At 46.0% G+C, this 13,675-nt stretch carries 13 protein-coding genes; 4 read left to right on the top strand and 9 right to left on the bottom strand.

Annotated elements, in window-relative coordinates; all coding sequences use genetic code 11:
* Positions 1-109: 109 nt before the first annotated feature.
* The 5 genes from AC23N5_RS02965 to AC23N5_RS02945 all read right to left on the bottom strand — a co-directional run bounded on the left by AC23N5_RS02965 (position 110) and on the right by AC23N5_RS02945 (position 4,882).
* Entirely contained in the window at positions 110-1,135 is a 1,026-nt protein-coding gene (locus AC23N5_RS02965) for a rod shape-determining protein (RefSeq protein ID WP_028523756.1), read from the bottom strand.
* Between the two features lie 98 nt (positions 1,136-1,233).
* Entirely contained in the window at positions 1,234-2,265 is a 1,032-nt protein-coding gene (locus AC23N5_RS02960; RefSeq protein WP_183977494.1) for a glycosyltransferase family 2 protein, read from the bottom strand.
* 6 nt (positions 2,266-2,271) lie between these two features.
* The gene (locus AC23N5_RS02955) at positions 2,272-2,610 is read right to left on the bottom strand and encodes a YbaB/EbfC family nucleoid-associated protein (RefSeq protein WP_183977492.1); all 339 of its coding nucleotides are present in this window, start codon (positions 2,608-2,610) and stop codon (positions 2,272-2,274) included.
* Between the two features lie 44 nt (positions 2,611-2,654).
* Entirely contained in the window at positions 2,655-3,203 is a 549-nt protein-coding gene (locus AC23N5_RS02950; protein WP_183977489.1) for an acyl-CoA thioesterase, read from the bottom strand.
* Positions 3,203-4,882 (bottom strand): S41 family peptidase, encoded by a 1,680-nt coding sequence (locus AC23N5_RS02945; RefSeq protein WP_122932680.1) that lies wholly within the window; start codon positions 4,880-4,882, stop codon positions 3,203-3,205. The genes AC23N5_RS02950 and AC23N5_RS02945 overlap by 1 nt, the downstream gene beginning before the upstream one ends.
* A 120-nt stretch (positions 4,883-5,002) precedes the next feature.
* Between AC23N5_RS02945 and polA the strand changes: the two genes are divergently transcribed.
* From polA to AC23N5_RS02930, 3 genes are all read left to right on the top strand, one after another.
* Positions 5,003-7,840, top strand: coding sequence for a DNA polymerase I (polA, locus tag AC23N5_RS02940; RefSeq protein WP_487754415.1), 2,838 nt, complete (start codon positions 5,003-5,005; stop codon positions 7,838-7,840).
* A 320-nt stretch (positions 7,841-8,160) separates the two neighbouring features.
* Entirely contained in the window at positions 8,161-8,646 is a 486-nt protein-coding gene (locus tag AC23N5_RS02935; RefSeq protein WP_183977483.1) for a TlpA disulfide reductase family protein, read from the top strand.
* 44 nt (positions 8,647-8,690) lie between these two features.
* The gene (locus AC23N5_RS02930) at positions 8,691-9,332 is read left to right on the top strand and encodes a thioredoxin family protein (protein ID WP_487754414.1); all 642 of its coding nucleotides are present in this window, start codon (positions 8,691-8,693) and stop codon (positions 9,330-9,332) included.
* Positions 9,333-9,503: 171 nt separating this feature from the next.
* Here AC23N5_RS02930 and AC23N5_RS02925 read toward each other — a convergent pair whose 3' ends face one another.
* The gene (locus tag AC23N5_RS02925) at positions 9,504-10,244 is read right to left on the bottom strand and encodes a glycosyltransferase family 2 protein (protein ID WP_183977479.1); all 741 of its coding nucleotides are present in this window, start codon (positions 10,242-10,244) and stop codon (positions 9,504-9,506) included.
* A 267-nt stretch (positions 10,245-10,511) separates the two neighbouring features.
* Between AC23N5_RS02925 and AC23N5_RS02920 the strand changes: the two genes are divergently transcribed.
* Complete coding sequence (locus AC23N5_RS02920; protein ID WP_487754413.1) at positions 10,512-11,273, top strand: enoyl-CoA hydratase/isomerase family protein; 762 nt, start codon at positions 10,512-10,514, stop codon at positions 11,271-11,273.
* A 7-nt stretch (positions 11,274-11,280) separates the two neighbouring features.
* Here the strand turns inward: AC23N5_RS02920 and AC23N5_RS02915 are convergent, their stop codons facing one another.
* The 3 genes from AC23N5_RS02915 to AC23N5_RS02905 are packed head-to-tail and all read right to left on the bottom strand — an operon-like array spanning position 11,281 to position 13,611.
* Positions 11,281-12,960, bottom strand: coding sequence for a GH39 family glycosyl hydrolase (locus AC23N5_RS02915; RefSeq protein WP_487754412.1), 1,680 nt, complete (start codon positions 12,958-12,960; stop codon positions 11,281-11,283).
* Positions 12,961-12,991: 31 nt separating this feature from the next.
* A complete protein-coding gene (locus tag AC23N5_RS02910) occupies positions 12,992-13,321 on the bottom strand; it encodes a HigA family addiction module antitoxin (RefSeq protein WP_487754411.1) in 330 nt (109 codons plus the stop codon).
* 11 nt (positions 13,322-13,332) lie between these two features.
* Positions 13,333-13,611, bottom strand: coding sequence for a type II toxin-antitoxin system RelE/ParE family toxin (locus AC23N5_RS02905; protein ID WP_487754410.1), 279 nt, complete (start codon positions 13,609-13,611; stop codon positions 13,333-13,335).
* Positions 13,612-13,675: the final 64 nt, after the last annotated feature.

The following is a 13,675-nucleotide window of genomic DNA, read 5'->3' as shown; positions in this document are numbered from 1 at the left end:
CATAGTCCATGGTCGATAGTTTATAGTCCACAGTCGGTGGTCCACAGTCCATAGTAAGCATACCGTGGACTATCGACCATTGACTATCGACTATAAACCATCCGAATAATTACTGAATCAATACCGATTTATACAATTCTAAATTTTTCAGGATTTCACCTGTTCCTTTTACAACGGCCTTGAGTGGGTCATCGGCAACGTGAATAGGAAGTTTGGTTTTGGCCGCAAGGCGTTTGTCCAAACCATGCAATAATGCTCCACCTCCCGTGAGGTGAATACCGTTGGTATAAATATCGGCAGAAAGTTCTGGCGGCGAAATTTCAAGGGCTTTCATCACCGCTTCTTCGATTTTAGAAATCGACTTGTCGAGGGCGTAAGCAATTTCGCTGTAGGTTACTTTGATTTCTTTTGGAATACCCGTCATAAGGTCACGTCCACGAATCTCGAAGTCAGCTGGAGGGCTGTCTAATTCTGGCAAGGCCGAACCTACTTCGATTTTGATTTGCTCTGCCGAACGCTCTCCGATGAGAAGGTTGTGCTCGCGGCGCATGTAATCCACGATGTCTTTGGTGAAAACATCACCCGCAATACGAATCGACTGCTCGCACACGATACCCGAAAGGGCAATCACGGCGATTTCGGTCGTTCCACCACCAATATCGACAATCATGGTACCGTTGGGTTGTGTGATGTCGATACCGATACCAATAGAAGCTGCAATAGGTTCATGCACCATATATACCTCTTTGGCACCTGCGTGTTCGGCCGAATCTTTTACGGCCCGTTTTTCTACTTCGGTAATACCCGAAGGAATACAAATAACCATTCGATGCGAAGGCGTAAAGAAGCGATTGTTTGGAGCAATCATCTTAATCATCCCTCTAATCATCAATTCCGCGGCGGTAAAGTCGGCAATTACACCGTCTTTTAACGGGCGGATGGTTTTTATATTTTCGTTGGTTTTTTCGTGCATCTGCATCGCTTTGTGACCAATCGCCAGCACCTTCCCGTTGTTCTTGTCCAAAGCAATGATGGAAGGCTCATCCACCACAATTTTATCCTTATGGATAATCAGGGTATTGGCCGTTCCTAAGTCAATTGCAATCTCGCTCGTTAAAAAATCAAATAATGCCATATTGTTTGCTTTCGCAGAGTGACTAAAGTTTTATAAGCCGCAAAATTAAAGGATTTTATCGGCTTTTTGACAGAATATAAAACAAGTAATTTTTTTGATTAAGGTCTTGAAAATGAGTCGAACGTTTTCTGACCTTTGACAAAATAGCCCCAAATCACACTCTTGGGCGCAATAGGCAGGGAATGAGCCTCTTTTGGCTGTCCGATTTCTCGAATAATTTTTTCTCGCTTCTGCGATAAATTGCGCCCAATCCACCCATAAAACGCAAAATGAGCCCGAATGATAGCCCAAATGTTTGCCCATTCACCTTTTGGTATAAATCGAATGGCTGAAATTCCATCCACTACCAATCTCCAAAAAATAATGCCAAAGCGATTTTTAGAAGGCAAGTTTTTGTAGAGCATCGCAAGGCTATTGCGGTAGTTGAGGTAGGTTTTGAAGGGGTTGGAGGGCGGTAACGTGCCGCCACCTACGTGATAGACCGTCGATTGAGGAAGACAATAAATTTCGTGACCGCCCGTGTGCAGACGCCAGCAGAGGTCGATTTCTTCCATGTGGGCAAAAAAGTCCTCGTCGAAGCCGCCAAGTTCGTGGAATAAATGCCCCCGAATAAACAAACATGCCCCCGACGCCCAAAAAATGGGCATTGGGGTATCGTACTGGCCTTTGTCGGTCTCGCAATGGTCAAATATTCGCCCACGGCAGTAAGGAAAACCCAGCCAATCCATAAATCCACCCGCAGCTCCTGCGTATTCAAACTGCGTTTTATCGTGGTAAGCCAGCAATTTGGGTTGGCACGCGCCCACGTTGGGATGAGTGTCCAAAAACTGCACCATTGGAGCGAGCCAGTTGGCAGTGACTTCGACGTCAGAATTGAGCAAAACGTAATATTCGGCCTCAATTTGGCCCAAAGCAGCATTATAGCCACCCGCATAGCCTCGGTTTTGTGGAAGTTCTATCAACCGAACGCTGGGATAGTGCGCGCGCGTCCAAGCCACCGAATCGTCTTTCGAGGCACTGTCGGCTACGTAAATCGGATAGGATTCCGAATGCGCAATAACAGACGGGAGAAACTTTTCTAGAAAGTTTCTCCCGTTGTAGTTCAAAATAACAATGGCGATTTTATCCATTGCGTATTATTTCATGAATTTACTCAAGTCCAACCCTGGAATGTTGGGCAAAACGCCTTCGGTTGATTCTTGGATACGGACTTTGATTTTTTCTTCGATGTTTTCCATCGCCCGATTGACCGCCGCAATGATGAGGTCTTGTACGACTTCGGCGTCTTCAGGTTTCATCAAATCGGGGTCAATCGTCAAGTTAGTGATTTGTTTGCGGCCGTTTACGGTGACTTTCACCATACCCGCACCTGCTTCTGCCGACTCACTCAATTGGCCAAGGCTTTCTTGGGCTTCTTTCATTTTGGCTTGGAATTCTTTTACCTTTCCAAGCATTCCCATCATATCTCCAAACATAGTTTTTTCTGATTTTTAAGTGCGCAAAGATACACAATGTCGGTTTACCTTTGGGCGATAACGCAACGTTCTTTTTCCAACAAATGAAGGTTTTCTTCCACACTCAAGCGCGTTTTTTCGTTGTCAAACTCGTCGGCGTAGAGGTTTTTTAGCTCGCGGCGTTTGATGGCTTCCAAAAACCGTCGAATGTCTTCTTTGGAGTCCAACAACAACGGCGGAACTGCTGTAGGTTTGCCGTCATCGTCTTTGGCCACCATCGTAAAATACGAGGTATTGGTATGTTTTTGGGTGCCTGAGCGGACGTTTTCGGCAATAACCCGAATCCCGATGACCATCGAACTACGCCCCACATAGTTGACCGAGGCGTGCAACGAAACCAGTTCGCCGACTTCAATGGCTTGGAGAAAATTGACCCCGTCCACCGACACTGTCACCACATAAGTCCCCGCGTGCTTAGACGCACAGGCATAAGCGACTTTGTCCATGAGCGAAAGCAAAATACCTCCGTGGATTTTGCCTCCAAAATTGGCGTACGACGGAATCATCAACTCCGTAATGGTTGTTTGCGAGCTTGCGACTGATTTGGGCGTCATTATTTTTTGGCGTCTTTTAAGCTTACGTTTCCTTTGGCCAATTTTTCGGCTTCGTCAAAAAGGGTTGCCGCTTTGCGAATGCCTTCGTCCGTGTTGGACATGACTTGGTAGAATTCGTTGTTGAGGCCCCCTTTGTCGCGTTTTTGGTAAGCATAACGGGCAATAAGCGCCTTGAGGTACGTACGGATGTAAGGCTTAGAACGGCTAAACTCTTTTTCGTTGAACTTGATGTTATCAGCGGTCGCGTTTTTAACCACGCCGTTCAAATCAGCATCGGTGACATTATAGCTTTTCAAAAACTCGGCAAAAGTTTGTTTTTCAAACTGTTTGCGATTTTGGTTGACGTAGTTGAGGGCGTAGTCGCGTACGGTATTTTTGGCAAACAACTCGTACAAATACGGCGACATCATGCTGGTATCGCGCGGTACAAATACGTCGGGCGTAATGCCACCGCCACCGTACACAATGCGTCCAGCGTCGGTACGGTACTGAAGTTTAGGATTATTTTTGATGCTGTCAGAAACAAACAACTCGCCGTGTTCGAACCGATTTTTGATGTCTTTTTCGTAACCTTCCAAGTCACCCATTTTGTACGGTTTTTGGATGCTACGGCCGCTCGGGGTGTAGTAGCGCGAAATCGTCAGACGTAATTCAGAGCCGTCTGAAAGATTGACGGGCATTTGCACTAAGCCTTTTCCAAACGAACGGCGTCCGACGATGAGCGCGCGGTCATGGTCTTGGAGCGCTCCTGCCACAATTTCAGAAGCCGAAGCGCTGCTTTCGTCGATGAGAACAACCACGCTGCCGTTTTCAAACATTCCTGCATTTTTGGCGCGGGTTTGGCGGTCGTAGCGGTCGTCTTTGCCGTCGGTATAAACAATCAATTTATCCCCCGCCAACAATTCGTCCACCATGTTGGTGGCTCTATCCATGTATCCGCCAGGGTTGCCACGGAGGTCGAGCATGAGTTTTTTCATGCCTTGGGTTTTAAGCGAACTCACGGCGTTTTTAAACTCATCGTAGGTCGATTCGGAGAAACGAGTAACTTTGACGTAGCCCACTTCTTTGTCCATCATATAAGCGGCATCGACCGAGAAGGTAGGGATGCGGTCGCGGCGAAGCAAGAACGATAGGGGTTTGGGTACGCCACGGCGCAAAATTTCGATTTTAACCTCGCTACCGCGCGGCCCGCGGAGTTTGGAGAAAATGAAGGCATTGTCCACTTTTTTACCCGTAAAAATATCGCTATTTACCTTTAAAATTTTGTCCCCGCTCTGAATACCAGCAGCTTCCGACGGCCCGCCGACCAAAGGCGTGACTACGTAAACGGTATCTTTGTAGAGGTTAAACTCAATACCGATGCCATCAAAACCACTTTCGAGTTGTGAGCGAGCAGCTACGGCATCTTTGGGGTTAAAATAATAAGTGTGAGGGTCGAGTTTTTCGAGCATTTTGGTGATGGAATAATCCACCAACTCGTCGGTGTTGACGGTATCAACGTAGTTATTATCAATGAGTTGTAGTACTTCCTTGAACTTGGTATGTCCTCGGGCTACATCAGCAATTCCCTTGCTGCCACCAAAAAAAGTAGCACCTAACAACATGCCTGCGGCAAGGGTAACACTCAATAAAATGGGTAAACGAACTGTCCAACGGTCGTTTTGTATGGGATTTTCCATTTGCTTATTTTATCTTAAAAAACACCTAAAGTAACGAACAAAGGCAAAAGGTAGTTTACAAACTTCAAAAATCTCTCCAAACTTTGCGTTATTTGTAGCTAATATACATTCAAACACCCCATGAAACCCGAAAAAAAATTATTTCTCTTAGACGCTTTTGCCCTGATTTACCGTGCTCACTTTGCGTTTGTTAAAAATCCTCGAATTTCTTCTAAAGGGTTAAATACCAGTGCTATTTTTGGTTTTGCCAATACCTTATTGGAAGTATTAAAAGACGAAAAACCTACCCACCTTGGAGTGGCTTTTGATACACCGAAGCCCACATTTCGGCACGTGCAATTTGAAGCCTACAAAGCGCAGCGTCAAGAACAACCCGAGGACATTACAACGGCGGTTCCGTACGTAAAACAGCTACTGAAGGCAATGTGTATTCCTATCTTGGAAATGGAAGGATATGAAGCCGACGACGTGGTAGGGACGCTCGCCAAAAAAGCCGCCCGCGAAGGATTTGAAGTGTTTATGATGACCCCCGACAAGGACTACGGGCAGTTGGTCGAAGAGCACGTATATCTTTACAAACCAGCCATATCGGGAAAGGGAGTGGAGATTATGGGGCCAAAAGAAGTCTGCGAGCGTTGGGGAATCAGTGATATTAGTCAGGTGGTGGACATGTTGGGACTGCAAGGTGATGCGTCCGATAACATTCCTGGGATTCCTGGGGTCGGAGAAAAAACGGCGCAAAAACTGGTCGCTGAGTTTGGTTCGATTGAAAACCTGATTGTCAATACCGATAAGCTCGCAGGTAAACTCAAAGAGAAGGTCATTGAAGGAAAAGACTTGGCGGTGTTGTCGAAGCAATTGGCGACGATTGATATTAACGTGCCGATTGCCTTTGAAGAGGAAGATTTGCGCATGTGTGAGCCCAACCGCGAGCTACTTTCGTCGTTGTTGGATGAACTAGAGTTTAAAACCCTTAAAAAACGCCTTTTGGGCGAAACAGAAGCCCCCGTTGCTATTCCTGCGGCCAATAAAACGGGCCAATTGAACCTGTTTGGTGAAGCCCCAACGGCAGCTCCTTCGGTGAGTAAACAAAGCGAAGTGACTTCGGTAAGCACAGGTACCGAATCAGAAACGAGCAATGAGCGCCGTACGGTGGCTACCACGGCTCACCGCTATCATTTGGTGAATACCCCTGAGCTTCGTCAATCGCTGGCGTATTACTTGAGTTTGCAAGAATCTTTTTGTTTTGATACTGAAACCACGTCGGTGGATGCCATTGATGCTGAATTGGTGGGTTTGGCATTTGCTTACCGCGACGGCGAGGCGTTTTACGTACCCGTGCCAGCCGACCGTGCCGAAGCGCAAGCTATCGTGGAAGATTTTCGAGAAGTGCTTGAAAACGAAAAGATTGAAAAGATAGCGCAGAACCTCAAATACGATATGTTGATTCTGCAAAATTACGGGGTAGAGGTGCGCGGGCCGTTGTACGATACCATGTTGGCGCATTATCTTATCGAACCCGATAAGCGTCATAACATGGATGCGTTAGCCAATGCCTATCTCAACTACGAACCCGTGGCGATTGAGGCGCTTATTGGTAAAAAAGGCCCTAAACAATTGACGATGCGGGATGTGGCCATTGAGAAAGTGGTAGAATATGCCGCCGAGGATGCCGACATTACCCTCCAACTCAAGCATAAACTACAACCACTTTTGGTCGAAAACCAAGCCGAGAAATTATTCAAAGGCGTAGAAGTGCCGTTGGTGCCCGTTTTGGCCGCCATGGAACGTGAGGGGATAAGGGTTGATACCAACGTTTTATCCGAAATGTCGGGGGTGTTGGAAATCGACATGAAACAAGTGGAGCAAGAAATTTTTGGGCTGGCGGGAGAGGAATTTAATATTGGTTCTCCGAAACAACTGGGGGTGATTTTGTTTGAAAAAATGAAGTTGGTCAAAAACCCTAAGAAAACAGCAACGGGACAATACGCTACGGGAGAAGATATTTTGTCGGATTTGGAATCGGAACACGAAATCGCGCGTAAGATTTTGGACTACCGCGAGTTGCAGAAGTTAAAATCGACCTACGTGGATGCGTTGCCACAGCTTATTAACCCATCAACGGGACGAATTCATACGTCGTTTAATCAGGCCGTGGCAGCGACGGGGCGTTTGAGCAGTACCAATCCTAACCTTCAGAACATCCCGATTCGTACGCCTCGTGGACGAGAGATTCGGAAAGCGTTTATTCCTAGAAATGAAGATTATGTGATTTTATCGGCCGACTACTCCCAAATCGAACTTCGCATCATGGCCGCTTTCAGTCAAGATGCCACCATGCTCGAAGCCTTCAATAAAGGCATTGATATTCACGCCAGTACGGCCAGTAAAGTATTTAACGTAGCCCTCGAAGAAGTAACGTCGGACATGCGCCGAAAAGCCAAAATGGTCAATTTTGGTATCATTTATGGTATTTCGGCCTTTGGTTTAGCCCAACGCTTGGGGATTGCGCGGGGAGAAGCAAGTGAAATCATTAAAGCCTATTTCCAAGAATTTCCTGCCGTAAAAAGCTACATGGACATGGTGATTAACAAAGCCCGTGAACAAAAGTACGTTGAAACAATTTTGGGACGTCGGCGTTATTTGGCCGATATCGATTCTCAAAACCAAACGACGCGTGGTTTTGCCGAACGAAACGCCATCAACGCGCCGATTCAAGGCTCTGCGGCGGATATGATTAAGATAGCTATGATCAACATCCACGATTTTCTGAAACGCGAAAAACTACAGTCACGTATGCTTTTGCAGGTACATGACGAATTGGTGTTTGACGCGCACCGCGATGAAATCGAATTGTTGAGCCACCACGTAAATGAGTTGATGGTGAATGCCATTCCGCTGCCCGTAAAAATGGAAACGGGGATTGGAAAGGGGCTTAATTGGCTGGAAGCGCACTAGAGAAGTCAGTTTGTAAATGTGGGAAAAAATCGCGTACTTACTTTGGCATCGTGAAGAGGGTTGCTGAGCATTGTGAAGAGGGTTGCTCACAACCCGATGTATTGAGTGCTGTGAAGAGGGTTGCTCACAACCCGATGTATTGAGCATTGTGAAGAGGGTTGCTCACAACCCGATGTATTGAGTATTGTGAAGAGGGTTGCTCACAACCCGATGTATTGAGTGTTGTGGAAAGGGTTGCTCACAACCCGACGTATTGAGTGTTGTGGAAAGGGTTGCTCACAACCCGATGTATTCAGCAGTAGAATTTTAATTTTGTAAGAATGAATGCAAAAGGCTGGATAGTGGGTATGTTGTTGGTGATGATACAAACGGTGGGGCAAGCGCAGCAAGTATCGATGGTAAAATGGGCGGCGATGGATAGTCTTTTTGCTCAAAAAAGCGATACTACCTATGTATTGAACTTCTGGGCGACTTGGTGCAAGCCTTGTGTGACAGAATTGCCATATTTTGAACAAACCCAGCAAAAATACCTGAATCAGAAGCTCAAAGTGATTTTAGTTAGCATGGATTTTGCTAGAGAATTGACAACGAGAGTCGTTCCTTTTGTGACCGAACGAAAGCTAACATCGCACGTGTGGTTGCTCAATGAACCCGACGCCAATAGCTGGATTGAGAAGGTGAGTAAAGAATGGTCAGGTGCCATTCCTGCTACCCTGATTTTCAACAATGCCAAGGGAAAAAAAGTGTTTTTTGAACAAAAAATTGATGCCCTCCGTTTGCAAAAGGAACTCTCTGATTTTCTGTGACTTTTTAACTTGATTTCGTCAGAATGGCAAACATACCAACGACCATGAAAAATAAGTTTTGGGCGACATTATTCGCAGCGTTGACAGTGAGTATCGCAACGACGTTGTTGTTTCAGCAGCAACGCGCGCAGGCTTCTTCGGTGGGGTATCCAATCGGCGGGTCGGTAGCTGAGTTTAAGCTTCAAAATGCTAAAGGAGGAACCGTAAGTTTGTCGGATTACAAAGACAAAAAAGGCGTGATTGTGGTGTTCACCTGCAACCACTGTCCTTTTGCCAAAGCCTACGAAGAGCGCATCATTGCTTTGGATAAAAAATACGCCGCGCTCAATTTTCCCGTTGTGGCAATTAACTCCAACGATGCTTCTGATTACGAAGACGAGTCGATGGACAATATGAAGAAGCGAGCGACGGAGAAAGGCTATACTTTCCCTTATTTACAAGATGCAACGCAAGCCGTGGCCAAAGCTTTTGGCGCAACGCGTACGCCGCATGTTTTTGTTTTACGAAATGAAAATGCTAAATTCACGGTACAATACATTGGAACAATAGATGATAATTACCAAGACCCCGCAGGCGTCACCAAACGCTACGTGGAAGATGCAGTCAACAACATTTTGGCGGGTAAACCCGTCGTAGTGACCCAAACCAAAGCCGTAGGATGTGCGATTGGTTGGAAAGACGCTTAAAAACAATTGGTAGTCTATATTTTACAGTCGACAGTGAACAAAAAGGACAGCCCCAAGCTGCCCTTTTTTGTTTTTCAGGAAAAAACGCGGTCGCAAATTTCTCTGGTTGTGAGCAACCAGAGACACTCCTAATTCGTCATTCAAAATTCGTTCTTCGTCATTCGTTCTCGCTTAATCTAGCAAATTCCATTTCCATAGTCCAATTTTTGCCAAAAAGTAGCGGCTTGATACTCCCAAAACGCCAAAGCCGTATTTCATGCTTCGTTGGAAATTGATTGATGACGCTTCTTCAAAGTATTTGGTAGGACAGGTTACTTCACCAATTTCGTAGCCTTTCCAGAAAATTTGGGCAATCATTTCGTTGTCAAAAACAAAGTCGTCATTGCATTTCTGGAAAGGAACGCTTCGCAAAACTTCCCCCGAAAACGCGCGGTAGCCCGTGTGGTATTCGGAGAGTTTTTGGTTCATCAAAATGTTTTGAGTCAACGTCAAAATGCGGTTGGCGATGTATTTGTACATAGGCATTCCGCCTTTGAGAGCGCCTTTTCCTAAGATACGTGAGCCAAACACGACCTGATACAACCCATTGCCAATGATGGAAATCATGGCTGTTAATAACAGCGGAGTGTATTGATAATCAGGGTGAAGCATGATGACAATATCGCCGCCCAGTTCGAGGGCTTTGGTGTAGCACGTTTTTTGATTGCCGCCGTAGCCTTTGTTTTTATCGTGGCGAATGACATGTTTGATGCCCAGTCGCTCGGCTACTTCGACGGTGTTGTCTGGACTAGCATCATCGACCAAAATAATATCATCTACCAAGTCAAAGGGGATTTCTCGGTAGGTTTTTTCTAACGTTAGCGACGCTTTGTAAGCGGGCATGACGATGATTACTTTTTTTCCTTTATACATTAAAGAAATCTGTTTTCAGTTCTATAGCTCTTTTGAAACCTATGAGGTTTACCAGTGTCGTTTCTTAGCAAACCTCATAGGTTTGGAGTAAATAAGGCCGCAAAGTTACGATTAAAATGTCTCGGAGGGCTGATTCTCTAATTTTAGAAACGATTTTAAGCGACGAAATTGTTTTACTCCGTAAATAATCTAGCTAAAAATGTGCCAGCAAATGAGCGTTTTACGGTTAGAAATGCAGATATTTAAGAAAGATTAATCGAGAAGAATATGACAACGTACCAAGATATTCTCTTTTCGCAAGAAGCAGGAGTGGCCAAAGTAACGCTCAATCGTCCGTCGGTGTTGAACGCCCTCAGCCCCAATCTTATCGCTGAATTGGCAGATGTAGCGCGGAAAGTGTCGTTGGACGAATCTATTAAGGTGTTTGTCGTTACGGGGGCTGGACGGGCATGGTCGGCAGGAGTTGACCTGAAAGCGTTGAACGAAAGCATTGAAGGGGGGCACTTTTCTAACTTTGAAGTAATGGAAATGGGCGCGGCTTTTATTCTGACCTTACAGGCAATGCCACAAGTAACAATTGCCCAAGTCAATGGCTACTGTTACACGGGCGCTACCGAATTGATGCTTGCCTTTGACTTAGTGTATGCGGCCGACGAAGCCCAAATCGGGGACACGCACACCAAGTGGGGAATTGCGCCCAAATGGGGAATGACTCAGCGTCTGCAACAAAAAGTAGGACTGATGAAAGCGATGGAACTTTCGTTTACGGCCCAACCCGTGTCGGGCAAGGAGGCGGAGCGGATAGGGTTGGTAAATAAGTCAGTGCCTTTGGCAGAGTTAGAATCGACAGTAAACCAAGTCATTGAAAAAATAAAAGGCAACTCGGCGCAGACCATCGCCGCCATGAAAAATATGTATTATTTTGGTGCGCAGCACGGCCTTCACCGAGGCTTAGAATACGAATGGCAAGCCGATTTTAAAATCACTGACCGCGAGGAGTTTTTGAGGAATTTTGAGAAGAATAAGTAGTCCCAATTCACCACTCCAACGTCACCAATCCCACTCCTTGACGCTCCAAGGAAGTGGTAATAATCAGCTGATTATTTTGAACGGTTTGGGTTTGAGGTGCGCCTAGCTTCGCTAACTGCCCCGCTTTCTCCAGTTCCTTGATTTGTTCGGGAGTTGGACTGGCAGGAGAACCCATTTTTTTCCACACTTCGTAGCTGTTGCTGTGTTGGCTGTCGATGCGGTAGTGGGTGATTTTAACCTTTTTGGCAGGAAGGTGGTCAAGCGTTAACTGCACCGAAGAGGCGGCGGCAGAGACATCGTCGTCGTGGTAATTCCAAAAAAGTACGGTAGCTTTTCGTTGGTCTTTGGCGGCCAATCCACCCACGTCGGGGGTTGTTTTTCGTACGCTCGAATCCCGAACCGTCAAGGCAGGATACATTAGGTTGCCTTTGACTTCTACGCGTTGACCGCTCATTTTACCAAACATCCGAAATACGTTCAGTACGGGTTTGTCCACGCCGTTGGTGGCCAAATCACGAAATCCATAAAACCAAGGTTGGTCTTCAAACTCAAATGACCACGATACAGCGCCTTTAAAATTGACCTGATGGAGGTCGGCCAAGGCATATTTTCGGGCAAAAGACGCAGCGGTGTAGCTTGAGTACATCGTGCCATTGCGGTAGGCGTTTTGCGGGTCGGTTTTCATGCCACAGGCTGCACAGCCTTCGGGGTCAGACTCTCCGATGACGATGGGCAAGTGCTTTAATTCGGGAAAAGAGGCGACTATCTGGAAACCCGTCGAAATATCACGAAGCTGCGTTCCCATGTTCATTTGTACGTGCCCGTTGACGAGTTTAGGCGCTCCTTTGGCATGAAACGCAATAAAATCAAGGGGAGTACCAATTTTACCTGTTACGTAATTGGTATCAGAAACACAGTGTTTGAGGAATTTTTTCAGAAAATCACCACCACGGCGTCCAGCAGGGCCTGTGACGTGAGGGCCGCCGATTTTGGCCGTTGGCAATGCGCGCCGAACAGCATCAACTGAATAATCGTACAACTTGCAATATTCCTGCACTGTGCCGCCCCAGTAAGGGCTATCGGGTTCGTTCCATAACTCCCAGTACCAGCTCTCTACTTCTTTTTTGCCGTAACGTTCTACCGAATGTTTTACCCACTGATAGACCAATTCGGCCCATTTGGCGTAATCTTTAGGAGGGTGCGTCCAACCCGTGTAAATCGAAGTATAGTGCTGACCAGGCGCCCATTGGTGGCGATAAGGCTGGGGTTTGGTTGAAAGTGCCTCGGGCATAAATCCAATTTGAGCCATTGGCTTCATCCCTCGTTCGACGTACGTATCAAAAATTTTATCCACAATTGTCCAGTCATACACAGGATTTCCTTGGGCATCTTCGGTGTAAGCGTTGGTAGAACCCCACTTGAGCGCGGGAGTGCCGTCGCCTGTGGTTAGTAGGTTGTGGGCACGAACGTAAACAGGTACGGGGCTAAGCGCCGAAAGTTCGGACAGCAATTTTTTGCCGTCTTTCATGTAGGTATAATTTGGCTCATCGTACCCAAACCACGCCCATGCAGGGTGCATGGGGCCAATTTCTTTGTTAAGGTCGATTTGCAAAGTAGCATTTTGAGAAAAGGCCACTTGGCAGTATAAACACAGGGAGGCGACTGTTGCGTAAAGTATATCCTTCATGAATTATTGGAAGATTTCTATTCTCTAATTGCTAAACAGGTTTGAAATTTAGATTTGTTGGATTCCAGAAAACCCGAATATGACTTGTATCAACCTTGGGCCGTACTCTAGCGAGGTCGTAGTTTTCTTGTACTTTCAACCAAAATTCAGCACTTGTGTTTGGAAAAGCAGTACCCAATCGAATGGCCATTTCAGGACTAATACTTTGTTTGCCATTGATAATTGCCGATAGTGTTTTACGTGTTGTTCCTAAGCCTTCGGCTACCTCGGCGATAGTTAGTTTTTGTCCTGTTTCTTCGCGTAAGCCTTCTAATGTTTCTCGGATTAGTTCGCCAGGGTGGGCGGGGTCAAATAAAGCCATGTCTTCTTTGTTTAATGATAGTCTAAGTAATCTACATCCACTGCATTTTCGCCTTCAAAACGAAAAATGATGCGCCAATTTCCAGATACTTTTACCGCATAAAAGCCTTTCAAGTCCCCTTTCAAGGCATGAAATCCATACCCAACTTGATTCATCTGTTCAGGACTACTTGCGGCATCCAGACGCGTTAAAATCAGTCGAATTTTTGGAATATGTGCAGCAAGCAACTTGGAACGGTCACCTTTGGTTGCGTACAATTCTAGCCCTTTATGTCGGTAATTGATAATCATAGAACACAAATGTAACGTGAAACGTTGCGTGTTGCAATGATTTTGTGAAATAGTCTCATCTTAA

Source organism: Runella sp. R5_40 (assembly GCF_057652295.1).
This window is presented reverse-complemented; position numbering and strand designations above follow the sequence as displayed.